The organism is Pseudomonas sp. K2I15, from assembly GCF_002204795.1.
Lineage (GTDB): Bacteria > Pseudomonadota > Gammaproteobacteria > Pseudomonadales > Pseudomonadaceae > Aquipseudomonas.
Map to the genome: position 1 here is coordinate 64,535 of NZ_NIXO01000015.1, position 19,569 is coordinate 84,103.

General features: G+C 60.6%; 19 protein-coding genes. 6 read left to right on the forward strand and 13 right to left on the reverse strand.

The window, feature by feature from the left end; genetic code table 11:
* Nucleotides 1-1,221, forward strand: a complete 1,221-nt coding sequence (locus CEC48_RS11860; protein WP_088423912.1) for a putative DNA modification/repair radical SAM protein — start codon at nt 1-3, stop codon at nt 1,219-1,221.
* Nucleotides 1,218-2,051 carry a TIGR03915 family putative DNA repair protein gene (locus tag CEC48_RS11865; protein ID WP_088423913.1) on the forward strand — a complete coding sequence of 278 codons (834 nt, stop codon included), beginning with the start codon at nt 1,218-1,220 and terminating at the stop codon, nt 2,049-2,051. The genes CEC48_RS11860 and CEC48_RS11865 overlap by 4 nt, the downstream gene beginning before the upstream one ends.
* Before the next feature lie 119 nt (nt 2,052-2,170).
* Here the strand turns inward: CEC48_RS11865 and CEC48_RS11870 are convergent, their stop codons facing one another.
* The 7 genes from CEC48_RS11870 to ctlX form a co-directional block, all read right to left on the reverse strand.
* Nucleotides 2,171-2,668, reverse strand: coding sequence for an Lrp/AsnC family transcriptional regulator (locus tag CEC48_RS11870; RefSeq protein WP_088423914.1), 498 nt, complete (start codon nt 2,666-2,668; stop codon nt 2,171-2,173).
* A gap of 12 nt (nt 2,669-2,680) precedes the next feature.
* Nucleotides 2,681-3,526 carry an ABC transporter ATP-binding protein gene (locus CEC48_RS11875; protein WP_256579703.1) on the reverse strand — a complete coding sequence of 282 codons (846 nt, stop codon included), beginning with the start codon at nt 3,524-3,526 and terminating at the stop codon, nt 2,681-2,683.
* Between the two features lie 3 nt (nt 3,527-3,529).
* Entirely contained in the window at nt 3,530-4,243 is a 714-nt protein-coding gene (locus CEC48_RS11880) for an ABC transporter permease (RefSeq protein WP_063028534.1), read from the reverse strand.
* On the reverse strand, nt 4,240-4,941 hold the full coding sequence (locus CEC48_RS11885; protein ID WP_088423915.1) for an ABC transporter permease: 702 nt from the start codon (nt 4,939-4,941) through the stop codon (nt 4,240-4,242). Before CEC48_RS11885 ends, CEC48_RS11880 begins: the two co-directional genes overlap by 4 nt.
* Before the next feature lie 160 nt (nt 4,942-5,101).
* A complete protein-coding gene (locus tag CEC48_RS11890) occupies nt 5,102-5,881 on the reverse strand; it encodes an ABC transporter substrate-binding protein (RefSeq protein ID WP_088423916.1) in 780 nt (259 codons plus the stop codon).
* A 369-nt stretch (nt 5,882-6,250) separates the two neighbouring features.
* Nucleotides 6,251-7,297 (reverse strand): ornithine cyclodeaminase, encoded by a 1,047-nt coding sequence (locus CEC48_RS11895; RefSeq protein ID WP_088423917.1) that lies wholly within the window; start codon nt 7,295-7,297, stop codon nt 6,251-6,253.
* 11 nt (nt 7,298-7,308) lie between these two features.
* Entirely contained in the window at nt 7,309-8,235 is a 927-nt protein-coding gene (ctlX, locus tag CEC48_RS11900) for a citrulline utilization hydrolase CtlX (RefSeq protein ID WP_088423918.1), read from the reverse strand.
* Nucleotides 8,236-8,519: 284 nt separating this feature from the next.
* Here ctlX and CEC48_RS11905 point away from each other — a divergent pair, with 284 nt between their 5' ends.
* Nucleotides 8,520-9,416 carry a GNAT family acetyltransferase gene (locus tag CEC48_RS11905; protein ID WP_088423919.1) on the forward strand — a complete coding sequence of 299 codons (897 nt, stop codon included), beginning with the start codon at nt 8,520-8,522 and terminating at the stop codon, nt 9,414-9,416.
* A 152-nt stretch (nt 9,417-9,568) separates the two neighbouring features.
* Here CEC48_RS11905 and CEC48_RS11910 read toward each other — a convergent pair whose 3' ends face one another.
* The 5 genes from CEC48_RS11910 to CEC48_RS11930 form a co-directional block, all read right to left on the reverse strand.
* Nucleotides 9,569-10,588 carry a branched-chain amino acid aminotransferase gene (locus tag CEC48_RS11910; protein ID WP_088423920.1) on the reverse strand — a complete coding sequence of 340 codons (1,020 nt, stop codon included), beginning with the start codon at nt 10,586-10,588 and terminating at the stop codon, nt 9,569-9,571.
* Between the two features lie 234 nt (nt 10,589-10,822).
* Nucleotides 10,823-12,202: a dihydrolipoyl dehydrogenase gene (gene lpdA, locus CEC48_RS11915; RefSeq protein WP_088423921.1), complete on the reverse strand. Its 1,380-nt coding sequence runs from the start codon at nt 12,200-12,202 to the stop codon at nt 10,823-10,825.
* 3 nt (nt 12,203-12,205) lie between these two features.
* Nucleotides 12,206-13,486 (reverse strand): dihydrolipoamide acetyltransferase family protein, encoded by a 1,281-nt coding sequence (locus CEC48_RS11920; protein ID WP_088423922.1) that lies wholly within the window; start codon nt 13,484-13,486, stop codon nt 12,206-12,208.
* A complete protein-coding gene (locus CEC48_RS11925) occupies nt 13,487-14,539 on the reverse strand; it encodes an alpha-ketoacid dehydrogenase subunit beta (RefSeq protein ID WP_088423923.1) in 1,053 nt (350 codons plus the stop codon). It abuts the gene before it with no gap.
* 1 nt (nt 14,540) lies between these two features.
* On the reverse strand, nt 14,541-15,776 hold the full coding sequence (locus CEC48_RS11930; protein WP_088423924.1) for a 3-methyl-2-oxobutanoate dehydrogenase (2-methylpropanoyl-transferring) subunit alpha: 1,236 nt from the start codon (nt 15,774-15,776) through the stop codon (nt 14,541-14,543).
* A 195-nt stretch (nt 15,777-15,971) separates the two neighbouring features.
* Between CEC48_RS11930 and CEC48_RS11935 the strand changes: the two genes are divergently transcribed.
* From CEC48_RS11935 to CEC48_RS11945, 3 genes are all read left to right on the forward strand, one after another.
* Entirely contained in the window at nt 15,972-16,454 is a 483-nt protein-coding gene (locus CEC48_RS11935) for an Lrp/AsnC family transcriptional regulator (RefSeq protein WP_017476898.1), read from the forward strand.
* Nucleotides 16,455-16,594: 140 nt separating this feature from the next.
* Nucleotides 16,595-16,822: a hypothetical protein gene (locus CEC48_RS11940; protein WP_088423925.1), complete on the forward strand. Its 228-nt coding sequence runs from the start codon at nt 16,595-16,597 to the stop codon at nt 16,820-16,822.
* Between the two features lie 127 nt (nt 16,823-16,949).
* A complete protein-coding gene (locus tag CEC48_RS11945; RefSeq protein ID WP_088423926.1) occupies nt 16,950-18,575 on the forward strand; it encodes a methyl-accepting chemotaxis protein in 1,626 nt (541 codons plus the stop codon).
* A 67-nt stretch (nt 18,576-18,642) separates the two neighbouring features.
* On the opposite strand, the gene CEC48_RS11950 is transcribed toward CEC48_RS11945, so the two are convergent.
* Nucleotides 18,643-19,506, reverse strand: a complete 864-nt coding sequence (locus CEC48_RS11950) for an MBL fold metallo-hydrolase (RefSeq protein ID WP_088423927.1) — start codon at nt 19,504-19,506, stop codon at nt 18,643-18,645.
* Nucleotides 19,507-19,569 lie beyond the last annotated feature (63 nt).

Genomic DNA, 19,569 nt, shown 5'->3' on the forward strand with positions numbered 1-19,569 from the left:
ATGCAGTTGATCGAAAAACTCAGCATCCTCGCCGACGCCGCCAAGTACGACGCCTCCTGCGCCAGCAGCGGCGCGCCCAAGCGCAGCTCGGAAGGCAAGGCGGGGCTGGGTTCCACTGATGGCATGGGCATCTGCCACAGCTACACGCCCGACGGGCGCTGCGTGTCCTTGCTCAAGGTACTGCTGACCAATTTCTGCCTCTACGACTGCCAATATTGCGTCAACCGCCGCTCCAGCGACGTGCCCCGTGCACGCTTCAGCCCTGAGGAGGTGGTGACCCTGACCCTCGACTTTTACCGGCGCAATTGCGTCAGCGGGCTGTTTCTCAGCTCCGGCATCATCCGTTCGGCCGACTACACCATGGAGCAATTGGTGCGGGTCGCCAAACTCCTGCGCGAAGAGCATGACTTTCGCGGCTATATCCACCTCAAGACCATTCCCGAAGCCGACCCGGCACTGATCGCCGAAGCCGGGCGCTATGCCGATCGGCTCAGCGTGAACATCGAGTTGCCGACCGACAAGAGCCTGCAAATCCTGGCGCCCGAGAAGCAGATTGTCTCGATCAAGCAGGCGATGCAGACCATCTATACCGGTGAACAGACCGTGCTTAACGAACCGCGCGCGCCGCGTTTCGCCCCGGCCGGGCAAAGCACGCAGATGATCGTCGGCGCCGATGACACCGACGACAGCACCATCCTCCACAGCGCCGAGGCGCTGTACGGCAATTTCAAATTGCGCCGGGTGTATTACTCGGCGTTCAGCCCGATTCCCAACAGCCCGAAAAGCGTGCCCCTGGCGGCGCCACCGTTGATGCGTGAGCACCGTTTGTACCAGGCGGATTTCCTGTTGCGCAGTTACGGTTTCAGCGCCAATGAGCTATTCGAAGGGCCGGGTGACCTGGCCCTGGATATCGACCCCAAGCTGGCCTGGGCCTTGGAGCACCGCGAGGTGTTCCCGCTGGACTTGAACCGCGCTGAACCAACGCTTATTGCGCGCATTCCCGGGATCGGCCTGCGCACCACCCAACGGCTGGTAGACCTGCGTCGCCAGCGCAAGATCCGCTTCGAAGACCTGGCGCGCATGCGTTGCGTGCTGGCCAAGGCCAAGCCGTTTTTTATCACCAGTGACTACCACCCACAGCAAGCGGAAAGCACCAGCGTGCTGCTGCGCGAACAACTGCGCGACCGCCCGCAGCCCCAGCAAATGGGGCTTTGGGGATGATCAGCCTGGAATGCGACAACCTGTTCGGCACCTGGCGCGAGCAGGCGCGCTGGTTGCTCAGCCATCAGATCGACCCCAGCCTGGTGAGTTGGGGCGTGGCCGAGGTAGCGGACCTGTTTGCGACGGACGAGCAGTACCCGGCCGAGTGCGGGCCGTTCCAGGCGCGGATTCCCAAGGCGCTGCTGGAGCTGCTGGAGTCTGCCGCGTGTTATCACGGTGAACAGCGCTGGAGCCTGTTGTATGAGGTGCTATGGCGCGTCAGCCATGGGGACCGTACGGCGATGATGTCGGGGGACAAGCTGGGCAGTGAGTTGCAGCGGCGGATCAAGCAGGTGCAGCGCGAGGCCCATCATCTGCATGCGTTTGTGCGGTTTATCGCATTGCCGGCAGAGGCGGGGCCGCAGTTGCCGGAGTACGTGGCGTGGCATGAGCCGGCCCACGATATCTTGAAGGTGGCCAGCCAGCATTTTGTCGGGCGCATGGGGCGCCATCGCTGGATGATCGCCACGCCCCTGGATGGGGTTTATTACGACGGGGAACAGTTGATTCATCGGCGGCAATGCCCGGTGGAGTGGCAGCAGTTGGCGCAGAATGTCGAGGATCCCCACAGTGCGATGTGGCTGACGTATTACAGCCATATCTTTAACCCGGCGCGGTTGAATCCCAAGGTGATGGAGGGGCATTTGCCGAGTCGGTTCTGGAAGAATCTGCCGGAAGGCAAGCTGATCCCGGGGTTGATCAGCGAGGCACGTACGGGCAAGCAGCGGGATGGGCAGGCGAAGATGATTGGGGCCAAGCCGGGTAAAAGAATCTCAAGCGGGCACGGTTAAATGTGGGAGCGGGCTTGCTCCCGAATGCGGTGTATCAGTCGCTAAATGTGCTGCTGACACACCGCATTCGCGAGCAAGCCCGCTCCCACATTTGATCTCTTTTGCCTGTAGGGGCGGGTTCAGGCCAGTTCAGTGGCGGTATTTTTCACCACCGCCAACTCCGGATGCGCCACCAATTTATCGATGTGCAATTCATCATTGTTGAGCCAGGTTTCCGTCAGCACGCGGTAGTGCTCCATGTCCCGGCAGCGCATGCGCAGGCTGTAGTCGAACGGCCCGCTGATCAGTTGGCATTCGAACACTTGTGGGCAGGCTTTTACACACGCCTCGAATGCCTTCTGCGCCGAGCGCCCGCTCTGGTTGGAGAGGGCCACCAGCACCAGCAGTGACAGCCCCGGCGAAACCATCTGCACATCGATGATCGCCCCATAACCCCGGATGATCCCGCGTCGCTCCAGCTTGCGCACCCGCTCCAGGCACGGCCTGGGCGTCAGGTGCACCAGCGACGAGAGTTTTTCGTAGGTGATGCGCCCCTGGTGCCGTAACACGTCGATGATGGCTTCATCGATGCGGTCCAGCACAGGGGAAGCGTTGGGTCCGGTGGCCTTGGTATCCATGGTGTCTGGTGTTCACTTCAATCGGTTGGAAAGAAATTGCTGCAAGCGTTCGCTGTTTGGCTGGTCGAGAATTTCCGCTGGGCCTTGTTCCTCGACACGGCCCTGGTGCAGAAACAGCACTTGGCTGGACACCTGACGGGCAAAGCCCATTTCGTGGGTGACCATGAGCATGGTACGACCTTCCTCTGCCAACGTCTGTATGACTTTAAGGACTTCTCCTACAAGTTCAGGGTCGAGCGCCGAGGTGGGTTCGTCGAACAGAATGATCTCCGGTTCCATCGCCAGGGCCCGGGCGATGGCCACGCGCTGTTGCTGGCCGCCAGAGAGGAATGCCGGGTATTGGTCCGCCACCCGGCCCGGCAGCCCGACCTTGTCGAGGTACAGGCGTGCGCGTTTTTCTGCCTCGACGGCGCTTACGCCCAGCACCCGGCGCGGGGCCATGGTGATGTTTTCCAGCACGGTCATGTGGCTCCACAGGTTGAAGTGCTGGAACACCATGGCCAGGCGGGTGCGCAGGTTCTGCAACTGCGCCTGGTGCGGCGCGCGGGTGCCGGCGCGGCCTTGTTGCATTTCGATGCTGATGCCGTCCAGGGTGATGACCCCGGCGTCGGGCTGTTCGAGGAAGTTGATGCAGCGCAGCATCGTGCTTTTGCCGGAGCCGCTGGCGCCGATCAGGCTGATCACGTCGCCGTTACGCGCGTTCAGTGAGACGCCCTTGAGCACCTCATGTTCGCCATAGCGTTTGTGCAGGCCTTCGACCTGGAGTTTGACGTTGGCGTTTTCGGCCACCACCACCGGTTTGGTGGCAGGGCGTGCATCGGTGGGGTAAGTGGCCAGGGCCTGCGCGGACTGATTCATGGGTTAGCCTCGGGTAGGAACAAGAAAACGCATCCAGCGACGTTCGGCCAGTCGAAACAGGCCCACCAGTGCAAAGGACAGCAGCATGTACAACAGGGCCGCGATGCCGAAGGCCTGGAACGTCAGGAACGTCTCGGCGTTGGCATCGCGGGCCACCTTGAGGATGTCGGCGATGGTGGCGGTGAACGCCAGCGACGTGGCGTGCAGCATCAGGATCATTTCGTTGCTGTAGGCCGGCAGCGCCCGGCGCAGTGCAGCGGGCACCACCACAAACAGGTTCAGGCGCCAGCCGTGCAGGCCGTAGGCCTTGGCCGCTTCGATCTCGCCGTGGGGGATGTTACGGATCGCCCCGGCGAAGATTTCCACGGTGTAGGCGCAGGTGTTCAGTACAAACGCCAGCAGCGTGCAGTTCAGCGCATTGCGGAAAAACTGGTTGAGCAGGGCGTTGTCTTGCACCACCTCCAGGCCGTAGAGGCCGGTGTAGCAAATCAGCAACTGGATATACAGCGGCGTGCCGCGAAACAGGTAGGTATAGACCTCCACCGGCCAGCGAACCCAGAAGTGCTCTGACACTCGTGCGATCGCCAGCGGGATCGACAGGAAGAAGCCCAGCACCACCGAGATGATGAACAGCCACAGGGTCATCGCCACCCCGGAAAAGCCGTTGCCGTCGGTGAACAGGTAGGCCAGGCCGTATTGCTGGATCAGTTCGATCATCGCGCCATCCCCTTGATGCCCACGTTGTAGCGCCGTTCCAGGCGCTTGAAGATGCGGTTGGAGAGGGTGGTGATCACCAGGTACACCAAGCCCGCAAGGATCAGGAAATACAGCGGGTCGTTGGTGGTCTTGCCGGCGTTTTGCGCGGCCTTGACCAGGTCCGACAGGCCGATGATTGACACCAGCGCCGTGGACTTGAGCAGCACCAACCAGTTATTGCCCAGGCCCGGCAGGGCGAAGCGCATCAGTTGCGGGAACAGCACCAGGCGAAACCGCTGCCAGCGGCTCAGGCCGTAGGCGGTCGCGGCTTCGAGTTGGCCGGCCGGCACGCTGAGAATTGCCCCGCGAAAGTTTTCGGTGAAGTACGCACCGTAGATAAAGCCGAGGGTGAGCACGCCGGCGGTGAACGGGTCGATTTCGAAGTAGGCCCAGCCGAGCATTTCGCTCAGGTCGTTCAGCCACAGTTGCAGGCTGTAGAAGATCAGCAGGATCAGCACCAGGTCCGGCACGCTGCGGATCAGTGTGGTGTAGAGCGTGGCCGGGACCCGCAGCAGCTTGACGCTGGAGAGCTTGGCACCCGCGGCGATCAGGCCCAGGGACAGGCTCAGCACCAGCGCCAGGAACGCCAGCTTGACCGTCATCCAGGCACCCTGAGCCAGCAGCGGGCCGAAGCCCTGCAAGTTGAGGAATTCATTCATGGGAAGTATCTCGATGGAGCGCAGAGATTTACTGTGGGAGCGGGTTTGTGTGGGAGTGGGCTTGCTCGCGAAAGCGGTGGGTCAGTCACACATGTATTGACTGACACTCTGTCTTCGCGAGCAAGCCCGCTCCCACACAAGCTCGCGCCCACAGGAGGCGTCACTCGTTGTAGATATCCTGATCGCCGAAGTACTTCTTCTGGATCTGTGTGTAGGTGCCATCGGCCTGGACGGCGGCGATGCCTTTGTTGATCAGCTCTTGCAGGTCCTTGTCGTTCTTGCGCAGGCCCATGGCGATGTCGAGCGGCAGGGTCGGGTCCTTGAAGGCCGGGCCGGTCTTGAAGTCGGCGCCCTCAGGCTTGGACAGGAAGTTGAGCTGGGCTTCGAGCTTGTCGGTCAGGGTGGCGTCCAGGCGCCCGTTTTGCAGGTCGGCGTAGTTCTGTTCCTGGGACTGGTACGCCTTGATCTGGGCGCCGAGCTTGGCCAGGTGCGCACGGGCGTAGGCTTCTTGCAGCGAGCCTTGCAGCACGCCGACTTGCTTGCCTTTCAGGGATTCGGGGGTGTCGCCGAAGTCGGCGCTTTTGCGGGTGATCACCGAGGTCGGGCTGAGGAACAGGCGGTCGCTGAAGTCGATGACTTTCTGGCGGGCCGGGGTCACGGCCATGGAGGACATGATGGCGTCGAACTTGCGTGCGCGCAGGGCCGGGATCATGCCGTCGAATTCGTTGTGCACCCACACACATTTGACTTCAAGCTTGGCGCAGATGGCGTTGCCCAGGTCGATGTCGAAACCTTGCAGGCTGCCGTCGGCGGCCACCGATTCAAACGGTGGGTATTCGGGGAAGACCCCAAAGCGGATTTCTTTCCATTCCTGAGCCTGGGCAGCTGTGGCGGCCAATGGCAGGAGCAGCGCAGCGAAAAGTGATCGAAGCGGAGTCATGTGTATTCCCTATATTTTGTAATTGATGTCAGGGCAGTGGAAAAGTTGAAGCTGAGCGATTTTTTTGGGGTGAGTTGTCTTTTGTGGTGAGGGAGCTTGCTCCCGCTGGGCTGCGCAGCGGCCCCAAAATCCTGGGAGCGCTACGCACTCCAGCGGGAGCAAGCTCCCTCGCCACATTGGGTTGTTTCTTGTCAGAGAGAATGCTTCAAGAGGGTGCGTTTTTTGTGTCGTTTACCCCTGTCGCGGCGCGCGGAATGTGCTGTTAAAACGCGGGTCACAGCGGAAACGGCTGTGACACCCGCTAAATCGGCTTGTCGGTCGGGTTTTTTTCCGCCTGCCTCTCACGCAAAGCGGCAGGCCAGAGCGGTCTCAGGCGCGCTTTTTCTGCTGTGCGGCCGGCGCCTGTGCCAGGCGGGCAAACAGGTCCTTGGGGTCGGCAAGATCCGGCACCAGTTCCAGTTCGCTGCCTACGTCCAAGGCCTTGGCCACGTCCAGCACGTAACGCAGGGCGGAGTAGTCTTCGATGGCAAAACCCACCGAGTCGAACAGGGTGACCTGACGCGCGTTTTCGCGGCCCGGCGCCTGGCCGTTGATCACCTGCCACAGCTCGGTAACTGGCGAATCTTCCGGCATGTGCTGGATTTCACCTTCGATACGGCTTTGCGGTTCGTACTCGACGATCACGCGGGCACGTTCGACGATTCGTCGGTCCAGTTCGGTCTTGCCGGGGCAGTCGCCGCCGACGGCATTCAGGTGCATGCCTGGTTCGATCATCTCGTCCGTGAGGATGGTGGCGTAGGCCTTGTCGGCAGTGACGGTGGTGACGATGTCGGCGCCTTTCACGGCTTCGGCCACGCTGCCGGCCAGAATCACCTTGATCGCCGGGAAGGCTTTCAGGTTGGCCGCCAGTTTGGCGGTGGCCTTGGCATCGATGTCGAACAGGCGGATCTCATTGATGCCCAGCATCGCGTGGAAGGCCAGGGCCTGGAACTCGCTCTGGGAGCCGTTGCCAATCAGCGCCATGCTGCGGCTGTTGTCCCGGGCCAGGTAGCGCGCCACCAGGGCCGAGGTGGCGGCGGTGCGGATCGCGGTGGTCAGGGTCATTTCGGCGAGCAGCACCGGCCGGCCGGTGTCGACATCGCCCAGGGCGCCGAAGGCCATCACGGTGAGCATGCCGCTCTGGGTGTTTTTCGGGTGACCGTTGACGTACTTGAAGGCGTACAGCGAGGCGTCGGACACCGGCATCAGCTCGATCACACCCTCGGGGGAGTGGTTGGCCAGGCGTGCGCATTTTTCAAAGTCTTGCCAGCGCAGGTAGTCGGTGCGGATGTATTCGGCCATCTCGGTGATGCAGGTCTGCAGGCCTTTTTGCGAAACCAGGTAGCTCAAGTCGTTGACGTCGATATAACGGGTCATGGGAAGACTCCTTATTGAAATGAGGGGCGGGTTGGCAGATGCACTTCGGCCAACATGCAGCGGGCACTGCCGCCGCCGATGCGTTCGATGTTGTCGATGTTCACCACCACCGGGCGGGTGTGGCGTTCCACATGCTGGCGCTGGGCCGGCTTGAGCGAGCCCCAGGCGCTGGCAGACATCACCAGCAGCGGCTGGCCGTCGCGGTCGTGGACTTCGAGCATGTTGCCGGCGAAGGCTTCCAGTTGGTCGAAGTCCAGGGCGACGATGTCTTTTCCGGTGTCGCGCAGGGAGTGTTCCAGGGCCTGGCGCTCGCGGTCGTCGGGCAGGGCTTGCAGGCACACCACGGAGAGGTCGCGGCCGACGCTCATCATCACGTTGCTGTGGTAGATCGGCGCGTTGTAGCGGTCGACGGCGTGGAACACGCAGACCTGATAACCCAGGCGTTCGGCGAACTGGCGCAGGGCATCCTGATGCGTGCGCCCGGAGTGGCAGGCGTAGCTGATGCGATGCTGGCGGTCGAGGACCATGCTGCCGGTGCCTTCGAGGAAGATGTTTTGTTGTTCGAGGTGGCATAGGTCGATGGTGTTGTGGATCGCAAAGCGTTGCTCCAGTACTTGCAGCACGCCCTTGTTGCGTTCCAGCCGGCGGTTCTGGCCTTCCATCGGGTACAGCACCAGGCTGCCGTCGGCGTGGCTGCTCCACCAGTTGTTGGGGAAGATCGAATCCGGGGTGTGGGGGGCCGGTGTGTCTTGTACCACCAGCACTTCCACGCCGTGGTGGCGCAGGGTGTCGACGTAGCCGTCGAACTCTTCCAGCGCTTTCTGCTGCGCGGCCAACGGGTCGAGGGGCGCACGCTGGAAGCGGTTGTTGATCGCGGTGTCCGGGTTAAACGCGAAGTGCGCCGGGCGGATCATCAGGACGGTGTTGGTGGTTTGCATGGGTGCACGGGTCCATGGGGTTGGGCAGTGAGCTATTTTGTGCGGTGTGAAGGAAGAATCCCGGCTGAAGTGAGGGGGTGGCTCAGCCGGGAAAGCTGAAAAGTGGGGGGTGGCAGCCGAATCGGCTGTTAAGGGAAATGGAGGTCAAAATGTGGGAGCGGGCTTGCTCGCGAAGGCGGTTCATCAGTCAAATCAATGCTGACTGACACACCGCATTCGCGAGCAAGCCCGCTCCCACATTGGTATTGTGTGGCTTGAGGTATTTTTGTCTGGATGGAGAAACCATGCCCACTGAAGTTCGTCTCGCCCAAACCACCGATGCGGAGGGCATCAGCCAGGTAATCCTGGCGGCCCTGCATGACAGCAACGCCCGGGATTACCCGGCCGACGTGATTGCGCGGGTGGCGAGCAACTTTACTCCCGAGGCTGTCGTGGGATTGCTTGCGCGTCGAACGGTACTGGTAGCCATCCAGGATGACGTGATTGTTGCCACTGCCGCGCTTGATGCCAACGTGGTGCGCTCGGTGTTCGTCAATCCGGCTCTGCAAGGGCAGGGCATCGGGCGCTTGCTGATGATCGAAATCGAACTGCGCGCCCGGGAAGCCGGGGTGACATCGCTGCATGTGCCGTCTTCGCTGACCGCCGAGCCGTTCTACACCAAGTTGGGTTTTCACACGGTGCGCGATGTCTACCATGGCAATGAGCGCACGCTGGTGATGGAGAAGGCGTTGTCATCTCGCCATCCCATCGGCGCCTATCGCGACCGCCCTCATCGGGCGCAGGTGGTGGCGCTGTGGCAGGCGGCGTTTGGTTATGACGCGGCGCACAACACGCCGGGCCTGGCGATCGACAAGAAGCTGGCGGTCAACGATGGCTTGTTCTTCGTGGCCACTGACAAGAAGGCGGTGATCGGCACCATCCTCGCCGGCTACGACGGGCATCGCGGCTGGTTGTATTCGGTGGCGGTGCATAACGACTATCGCCGCCAGGGCCTGGGCGCCTCGTTGGTGCGGCATGCGGAGCAGGCGTTGACCGCCTTGGGCTGTATGAAGATCAATCTGCAGATCACCAGCGGCAATGACGCGGTGATGGGGTTTTACGAGGCGCTGGGTTATGGCGCAGAGCCGCGGATCAGCATGGGCAAGAAGATCCTGGAAAACATCCCGACGGATAAAGTCTGAACCCGATTTTCCAAGCACTGAAATCAAATGTGGGAGCGGGCTTGCTCGCGAAGGCGGTGGGTCAGTCAATAAATCTGTCGACTGACACTCCGCTTTCGCGAGCAAGCCCGCTCCCACATTTTGGTTTTGTGCTGTTGCTGGCTGCTTGTTGATTAGACCTTGACGATCCAACCCTCAGGCGCTTCAACGTCACCGGACTGCACGCCGGTCAGCTCTTTATAAAGCTGCTGGGTGACCGGGCCGACTTCTTTTTCGCTGTAGAACACGTGCAGTTTGTCTTTGTACTCAATGCCACCGATCGGGGTGATCACGGCAGCGGTACCGCAGGCGCCGGCTTCCTTGAAGTCCGACAGCTTGTCGATCAGCACGTCGCCTTCAACCACTTCCAGGCCCAGGCGCGATTTCGCCAGCTCGATCAGCGACAGGCGGGTGATGCCTGGCAACACCGACGGCGAGTTCGGGGTGACGAACTTGTTGTCGTGGGTGATGCCGAAGAAGTTGGCCGAGCCGACTTCTTCGATTTTCGAGTGGGTGGCCGGGTCGAGGTAGATGCAGTCGGCGAAGTTGGCTTTTTTCGCCAGGGAGCCGGGCATCAGGCTGGCGGCGTAGTTGCCACCGACCTTGGCCGCACCGGTGCCGTTCGGCGCGGCACGGTCGTAGCCGGAAATCAGGAAGTTGTGCGGGGTCAGGCCACCCTTGAAGTAGGCGCCTACCGGGATGCAGAAGATCGAGAAGATGAACTCCGGCGCAGTACGCACGCCGATGTTGTCACCGGTGCCGATCACGAACGGGCGCAGGTACAGCGCGCCGCCGGTGCCGTACGGCGGGATGAAACGTTCGTTGGCGCGGACCACTTCCTTACAGGCTTCGATAAAGGCGTCGGTCGGCACTTGCGGCATCAGCAGGCGGCCACAGCTGCGCTGCATGCGCGCGGCGTTCTGGTCCGGGCGGAACAGGTTGATCGAACCGTCCTTGCAGCGGTAGGCCTTGAGGCCTTCAAAGCATTGCTGGCCGTAGTGCAGGGCGGTGGAGCCCTCGCTGATGTGCAGCACGTTGTCGTCGGTCAGGGTGCCTTCTTGCCAGGCGCCGTCCTTCCAGGTCTGGAGGAAACGCTTGTCGGTCTTGATGTAGTCAAAACCCAGCTTGTCCCAATTGATGCTTTCGTTACCCATGACACCCTCTATCTTTTGTCAACCGCCTGGTCGAAGGCAGGCCTATGGTTTATTTCTGGATGGGCGCAACAATACTTCATTCTTGGCTTGTGTGGGAGCGGGGTAGGTGGACCATTCGACATCCTGGTTGGCCGATCCACCGTCATCGCGGGCAAGCCCGGCTCCCACATTCGACCGTGTTGCCCTGTCGAATGCCGATCCCTTGTGGGAGCTTGCGATGGCGCCACCGCGGTCTCAAAGGTGCAACGCATGCCCCAGGGCCCGCAGTGCCGCTTCCTGTACCGCTTCGCCGAGGGTCGGGTGGGCGTGGATGGTGCCTGCCACGTCTTCCAGGCGTGAGCCCATTTCCAGGCTCAGGCCGAAGGCGGTGGACAGTTCCGAGACGCCAACGCCCACCGCCTGCCAGCCGACGATCAGGTGATTGTCGCGACGCGCCACCACCCGCACGAAGCCGGTTTTCGACTCCAGGGTCATGGCCCGGCCATTGGCGGCGAACGGGAAGCTCGACACGATGCAGTCCAGCCCTGCGGCCTTGGCCTCGTCCGGGGTCTTGCCGACCACCACCAGTTCCGGGTCGGTGAAGCACACCGCCGGGATCGCGGCCGGGTTGAATTCGCGGGATTTACCGCTGATCAGTTCGGCAACCATTTCGCCCTGGGCCATGGCGCGGTGGGCGAGCATCGGCTCACCGCTGAGATCGCCGATCGCCCATACATTGCGCATGCTGGTCTGGCAGCGGCTGTCGATCTTGATCGCCGAGCCGTTCATGTCCAGGTTCAAGGCTTCGAGGTTCCAGCCCTGGGTGTTGGGTTTGCGACCAACGGCTACCAACACCTGGTCAGTTTCCAGCGACAGCGTATCGCCGCCGGGGTCACGCACTTGCAGGGTGTTGTGTTCAAAACCGGTGACGCTGTGCTTCAGGAACACCTTCACCCCCAGTTGTTTCAGGGATTCGGCCACCGGTTGGGTCAGCTCGGCGTCGTAGGCCGGCAGGATCCGGTCCTGTGCCTCTACCACGCTGACCTCGGCGCCGAGCTTGCGATAGGCAATCCCCAGTTCCAGGCCAATGTAGCCACCGCCCACCACGATCAAGCGTTTAGGGATGCGTTTGGGCGCCAGGGCTTCGGTGGAGGAGATGATCGGCCCGCCAATCGGCAGCATCGGCAGGTTGACGCTTTTCGAACCGGTGGCCAGCAGCAGGTGTTCGCACTGGATGCGCTGGTCGCCGACGTCAACGGTCTTGCCGTCCACGACCTTGGCCCAGCCTTGAATCACCTGAACCTTGTGTTTCTTTAGCAGCGCCGCAACGCCGGTGGTCAGGCGGTCAACGATGCCGTCTTTCCATTCGACGCTTTTGCGGATATCCAGCGTCGGCACATCGACTTCGATACCCAGTTTCGAACCCTGGCTGTGGTGAACGGTTTGCTGGAATTGTTCGGCGACATGGATCAGTGCCTTCGACGGAATGCAGCCGATGTTCAGGCAGGTGCCGCCCAACGACTGGCCTTCTACGAGGATGGTCGGGATGCCCAGTTGGCCGGCGCGAATCGCCGCCACATAACCGCCAGGCCCGCCGCCGATAATCAGCAGCGTGGTGTGCAATGTTTGAGACATGGGTTACTCCAGGAACAGGCTGGCGGGTTGTTCGAGCAGGCCACGGATGGCCTGGATGAATTGCGCCGCGTCCATGCCATCGACCACCCGGTGATCGAAGGAGCTGGAGAGGTTCATCATCTTGCGGATCACGATCTGGCCCTTGATCACCATCGGCCGCTCGACAATGCGGTTGACCCCGACGATGGCCACTTCCGGCAGGTTCAGCACCGGTGTGCTGACAATCCCGCCCAATGCGCCAAGGCTGGTCAGGGTAATGCTGGAGCCTGACAGCTCGTCGCGACTGGCCTTGCCATTGCGCGCAGCGTTGGCCAACCGATTGATTTCTTGCGCCGTGCCCCACAGGTTGCGGGCTTCGGCGTGGCGCACCACCGGCACCATCAGGCCGACATCGCTTTGGGTGGCGACGCCGACATGCACCGCGCCGAGGCGGGTGATGACCTGGGCTTCGTCGTCATAACGCGCGTTGATCTGCGGGAAGTCCCGCAGCGCCACGACCATGGCCCGTACCAGGAACGGCAACAGGGTCAGCTTGCCGCGCGTGGCGCCGTGTTTCTCGTTGAGGTGCACGCGCAACTCGTCGAGGGCGGTGACGTCGATCTCTTCCACGTAGCTGAAATGCGCGGCACGGCGGGTGGCGTCCTGCATGCGCTGGGCGATCTTGCGGCGCATGCCGATCACCGGGATTTGCTGTTCGTCGTTGCGCTCTGCGTAAGGGTTGGAGGCACCGGAATTTTTCGCCGGACCCTGGAGCAAGTAAGCGTCCAAATCTTCATGCAGAATCCGGCCAGCCGGGCCGGAACCCTGTACCAGTCGTAGCTGGATGCCAGCATCCAGCGCATGTTTGCGCACGGCCGGGGAGGCCAGCGGGCGGTCATCGACCTCGCGGGCCACAGGGGCTTGGGCCGCCACCGCAGGCTTGGCGGCCGGTTTGGGTTCAGCCACTGGCGCGGGCCTGGCTTCAGCTTTCGGTGCAGGAGCCGGTGCAGGCGCGACGTCTTCAACCACCGCCGACAACGCCGACTCCTTGGTGTTGCCGGCGCCTTCCACTTCGATACTGATCAAAATACTGCCCACCGCCATGACTTCGCCCGGCTCGCCGCCGAGGGAAATCACCTTGCCGTGCACCGGCGAAGGAATGTCCACCATGGCCTTGTCGGTCATCACATCCGCCAGCACCTGGTCTTCTACCACCAGGTCGCCGACCTTGACGTGCCACACCGACAGTTCAACTTCTGCGATGCCTTCGCCAATGTCCGGCATCTTGATAACGTGCGTGCCCATTCAGACCTCCATAACCCGATGCAAAGCCGCGCCCACTCGGGTCGGGCCAGGGAAATACGCCCACTCTTGCGCGTGCGGGTAGGGGGTGTCCCAACCGGTGACGCGCTCGATCGGCGCTTCCAGGTAATGGAAGCAATGCTCCTGCACCAGCGCCACCAGCTCGGCGCCGAACCCGCAGGTACGGGTGGCTTCGTGAACGATCACGCAGCGGCGGGTTTTCTTCACGGAGTTGACAATGGTTTCCAGGTCCAGCGGCCACAGGCTGCGCAGGTCGATGACTTCAGCATCGATGCCGGTTTCTTCAGCGGCGACTTGCGACACATACACCGTGGTGCCGTAGGTGAGGATGGTTACGTCCTTGCCTGGGCGGGCAATGGCGGCCACATCCAGCGGCACGGTGTAGTAACCGTCCGGCACTTGCGCTTGCGGGTGCTTCGACCACGGGGTTACCGGGCGGTCGTGGTGGCCGTCGAACGGGCCGTTATACAGGCGCTTGGGTTCGAGGAAGATCACCGGGTCATCGTTTTCGATGGAGGCGATCAGCAGGCCCTTGGCGTCGTAAGGGTTGGACGGCATCACCGTGCGCAGGCCGCAGACCTGGGTGAACACCGCTTCAATACTTTGGCTGTGGGTCTGGCCGCCGTAGATACCGCCGCCGCATGGCATGCGCATGGTCAGCGGTGCAGTGAACTGGCCGGCCGAGCGATAACGCAGGCGGGCGGCTTCGGAAATGATCTGGTCGGTGGCGGGGTACACGTAGTCGGCGAACTGAATCTCGGCTACCGGGCGCAGGCCATAGGCGCCCATCCCGACTGCGACGCCGACGATCCCGCTTTCGGAGATCGGTGCGTCGAACACCCGGGAGGTGCCGTACTTGTTCTGCAGGCCTTCGGTGCAACGGAACACGCCGCCGAAGTAACCGACGTCCTGGCCGAACACCACCACGTTGTCGTCGCGCTCAAGCATCACATCCATGGCCGAGCGCAAGGCCTGGATCATGGTCGTGGTGGTCATGGCGGTTTCCGGCTGGATATTGTTGTTGTGATCGTTCATGTCAGATCCCCAGCTCTTGACGCTGGCGCTTCAAGTGCTCCGGCATCTCTTTATAAACGTCTTCGAACATGGTCGCGGCGCTTGGAATCTGGCCACCGGCCAGGGTGCCGTACTGTTCGGCTTCTTTCTGGGCCTTGATTACTTCTGCTTCCAGCTCGGCGCTGACCGCCGCATGTTCCTCTTCGGACCACTGGTTGATGCGGATCAGGTGCTGCTTGAGGCGGGCAATCGGATCGCCCAGCGGGAAGTGGCTCCAGTCGTCGGCGGGACGGTATTTGGACGGGTCATCGGAGGTGGAGTGCGGGCCGGCACGGTAGGTCACCCACTCGATCAGGGTGGGCCCCAGGTTGCGGCGGGCACGCTCGGCGGCCCAGGCAGAGGCGGCGTACACCGCGACAAAGTCGTTGCCGTCCACACGCAGGGAGGCGATGCCGCAACCCACGCCGCGTCCGGCAAAGGTCGTGGCTTCACCGCCGGCGATGGCCTGGAAGGTGGAGATCGCCCACTGGTTGTTCACGACGTTAAGGATTACCGGCGCCCGGTACACGTGGGCGAAGGTGAGGGCGGTGTGGAAGTCGGATTCAGCGGTGGCGCCGTCGCCGATCCAGGCCGAGGCAATCTTGGTATCGCCCTTGATCGCCGAGGCCATGCCCCAGCCCACGCCCTGTACGAACTGGGTGGCGAGGTTGCCGGAAATCGTGAAGAAACCGAAGTCTTTTACCGAGTACATGATCGGCAACTGGCGGCCCTTGAGAGGGTCGCGCTCGTTGGACAGCAGTTGGCAGATCAGGTCTACCAGCGGCACTTCGCGAGCCATCAGGATGCTTTGCTGACGGTAGGTGGGGAAGCACATGTCGTCGATGTTCAAGGCCAGGGCCTGGGCGCTGCCGATGGCTTCCTCGCCAAGGCTTTGCATGTAGAACGACATCTTTTTCTGACGCTGGGCGACCACCATGCGGTTGTCGAAGATCCGCGTCTTGAGCATGGCGCGCATGCCTTTGCGCAGGATCTCTACCGGCACGCCTTCGGCCCACGGGCCGAGGGCCTGGCCCTGATCGTCGAGCACGCGAATCAGGCCTTTGGCCAGGTCGGCGGTGTCGGCGGGTTCTACGTCAATTGGGGGTTTGCGCACCGTGCCTGCGTCAGTGAGGCGCAGGTAGGTAAAGTCGGTCTTGCAGCCTGGGCGGCCTGAGGGTTCAGGGACGTGCAGGCGCAGTGGTTCATACTGCTGAGTCATGGCTTTCTACGCTCTATCTTGTGAATTTCTTGTAGTGGGCGCGGTAGCTGACAGTCCGTCTTCGGGTAGAAGAAATCTTGTCCTACAACAATCATAGGCTCGGCACAGGAGAATATTTATCTCTGTTTCGTTGCGTTGGAGATCATTTGGGGATAAAAAAACTGCATAAACATAATAAACAGGTGGTTTTGTCTCATGCGCAAATTGGACCGTATCGATATCGGCATTCTGAACGCCCTTCAGGAGAACGCCCGCATCACCAACGCCGACCTGGCCCGCTCGGTCAACCTGTCGCCCACACCGTGTTTCAACCGGGTCAAGGCCATGGAAGAACTGGGGCTGATTCGCGATCAGGTGACGCTGCTGGACGCCGACCTGCTGGGGCTGCACGTCAATGTGTTCATCCACGTCAGCCTGGAAAAACAGAACGAGTTGGCGTTGCAGCAATTTGAAGGGGCCATCTCCGACCGCCCCGAAGTGATGGAGTGCTACCTGATGGCCGGCGACCCCGACTATTTGATTCGGGTGCTGGTGCCGACCATCCAGTCTTTGGAGCGCTTCATGATGGACTTTTTGACCAAAGTCCCGGGCGTCGCCAACATCCGCTCCAGCTTTGCCCTCAAGCAGGTGCGCTACAAAACTGCGTTGCCGCTGCCGCCAGGTGGCTTGATGGTTTGATCAATGACCCGTCGGCTATCCATTCAGATATAAGTTTGCAGTGTTAGTCACTCAGTAGTGCAGATACCCATATGATAAGTTGTGTTTTTTGCAGCGCATGATGAGGCAGGTGCTAAGCTCCAATTTTGAGGGGCGACGTCATGCAAAGTCAGGAACTGGTTTACCGTGCGCTCTACGACTTTAATCTAACTCAGCTGTCCATCGTCGCAGCGCTTGAGGACATGGCCGCGCTGGTAGAGAAAGTAGCCTACCTGTCGCCAGAAGTTGTTGACTCCTTGAAGCGCCATCTGGAGACTGTCGGGCGTAATTGCGACCGTTCCTGTGATTCGATGTATTCACTGGTTAATGTGAAGGCAACGTCTGATTGATTTTCAAGTTTGTCATTGAGTTTTAATGAAAAATTACTTTTTAAGTCACGTATTTTTCACACTGCGTTAAACACAGTGAACCCCATGAGATTTTGCGCTATGTGGCCAAGATAAAAGGGTGAGCCGAATGTCCATGAGATCCTTGAAGTTAAACTTTCGCACCACGCTTTGTTTTGGTGTGGTTTGTGTTTTGTTGTTGATTCAGGGAGGAATGACGCTGGTAAAAATTGACAATGTTTACTCGTCTACCGTGGACATTCAAACTAACTGGCTGCCCAGCATTCGTTTGGGCGGAAGTATAGATTCGAGTTTTTACAAACTTCGTCTGGAGTTGCGTCGTTTTGCCATGGACAGTGCTCGTCAGGAGTCCGGGTCAGTCCAGAAGTTGAAGAGTGTTAGTTCGGATACGATCAAGCTTGCTGAGAGCTATGCACCTTTTGTATCAAGTCCTGAAGAACAGTCTAAATATACTGAAGTATTAAACGGTATACAGAATTACAACCGAAATATGGATGACTTGATCGCGCGCGCCGGCACGCTGTCAATCGATGAGTTTGCGGCCTATTTGCGTGACGTCAACGGCCCCGTCGCACTCAAGGTGCAGGATTCGATCGCCGGTTTGATCGCGATTAATGAGGAAGGGTCGAAACGGGCGGTGCAAATGGCATCCGATGAGTTTCATATGACTCGCTTGTTTACGTGGGGATTGATGGTGGGTGCCGTGTTGTTGACCGTGGTGGTTGCTCGCCTGTTTACCCAAAGCATCATTACCCCGGTGCGTGAATTGTTGGTGTCGACCACCAAGATTGCCGAGGGTGATTTGCGAGTGGCCATTGCGATCAGTGGCAAGGACGAATTGACCGCGCTGCAGCAATCGACCGCTGCCATGCAAATGAACCTGAAGAGCACCTTGCAGCACATATCCGAAGCCTCCGGCCAGTTGGCCTCGGCAGCAGAAGAAATGAGCTCGATTACCCGGGAGTCTACGGCGGGTATTGAGCGCCAAAGCATGGAGACTGATCAGGCGGCCACGGCCGTCAATGAGATGACAGCCGCTGTAGAGGAAGTGGCCAGAAATGCCGTCTCGGCCTCCCAATCCACCCAGGACTCCCAACGCTCCGCCAAAGTCGGCCAGGAACGTGTTACTCAAACCATCGCCTCGATTGAAAAGCTGAGCGCCACGGTGCAGCAGACGGGGCTTGAGGTCGAAGGGTTAGCCAAGCAGGCGCAGGATATTGCAAAGGTGGTCGAGGTCATCCGCTCCATTGCCGAGCAAACCAACCTGCTCGCGTTGAACGCCGCCATTGAAGCTGCGAGGGCCGGTGAGCAAGGGCGTGGCTTTGCGGTGGTGGCGGACGAAGTAAGGGCGCTGGCCCATCGCACACAGACCTCTACTCAAGAAATCGAGCAGATGATTGCGAAAATCCAGACCTGTTCCAGCGAGGCGGTGTCGTCCATGGCGCTGAACCGCAGCGAAGCGGTGGACTCGTTGAAAATTGCCCATGAAGCGGGTCTGGCGATTACCCAGATCACCGAAGCCATTTCCGACATCAATGAAAAAAACCTGCTGATTGCCACGGCTTCGGAGGAGCAGGCACACGTGGCGCGTTCCGTTGACCAGAACCTGATCAGTATCCGCGACCTGTCCATCCAGAGTTCGTCGGCTGCGGGGCAAACGTCTATCGCCAGTCATGAACTGTCCAAGCTGGCGGTGGACCTTAAGCAGATCGTGTCGAAGTTTTCCGTGGGTTGATCGAGGGCCTATGTTGCAGGGCTTCGCCTGGCCGGCAGTACATTTTCGCCATGCCTGAAGTGCCCGCTCAAAGTTGGTTGAGCGGAATCTTCAGGTAAACCACCCCATTGTCCTCCGCCGGCGGCATCACCCCGGCCCGCACATTCACCTGAATCGCCGGCAGCAACAACGTCGGCATGCCCAACCCGGCATCCCGTGTGGTGCGCATCTCGACAAACTCGGCTTCATCCACCCCGTCATGCACATGAATATTGCCTGCCCGTTGTTCAGCCACCGTGGTCATGCACTTGGCGGCGCGGCCTTCGGGCGGGTAGTCATGGCACACGTACAGCCGGGTTTGCGGCGCGAAGGCCAACAACTTGCGCATCGACGCATACAGCTGGTGCGCATCACCACCGGGGAAGTCACAGCGCGCCGTGCCCACATCCGGCATGAACAAGGTGTCGCCCACCAGAATCAACTGATCTTCAATCAGGTAAGCCATGTCTGCCGGCGTATGCCCAGGCACATGCAGCGCCTGGGCCTTCAGCTTACCGATGTGAAAAACCTCATCCGGCGCAAACAAATGGTCGAACTGCGACCCGTCCACCCGAAACTCCGGCTCCAGGTTGAACAGGTTCTTGAATACACCCTGCACCTTGCTGATGGACTCGCCAATCGCGATCTTGCCGCCCAACTGCCGACGCAAATACGGCGCCGCCGACAAGTGGTCCGCATGGGCATGGGTTTCCAGCAACCACTGCACCTGCAAGCCATGCTCGCGCACAAACGCGACCACCTTGTCCGCCTGGCCGGTGCCGGTGCGGCCGGAGGCCGGGTCGTAATTGAGCACCGAATCAACGATGGCGCAGGGGCCACCGTCCGTTTCATAGACGACGTAGGTGTAGGTCGACGACGCCTCGTCCAGAAAGGATTGAATCAACGCTGACATGACGGGTTTCCCAGGTGGCTAATGGCGACTTACATTCAGTGAGGTTTCCACATAACCTTGCGA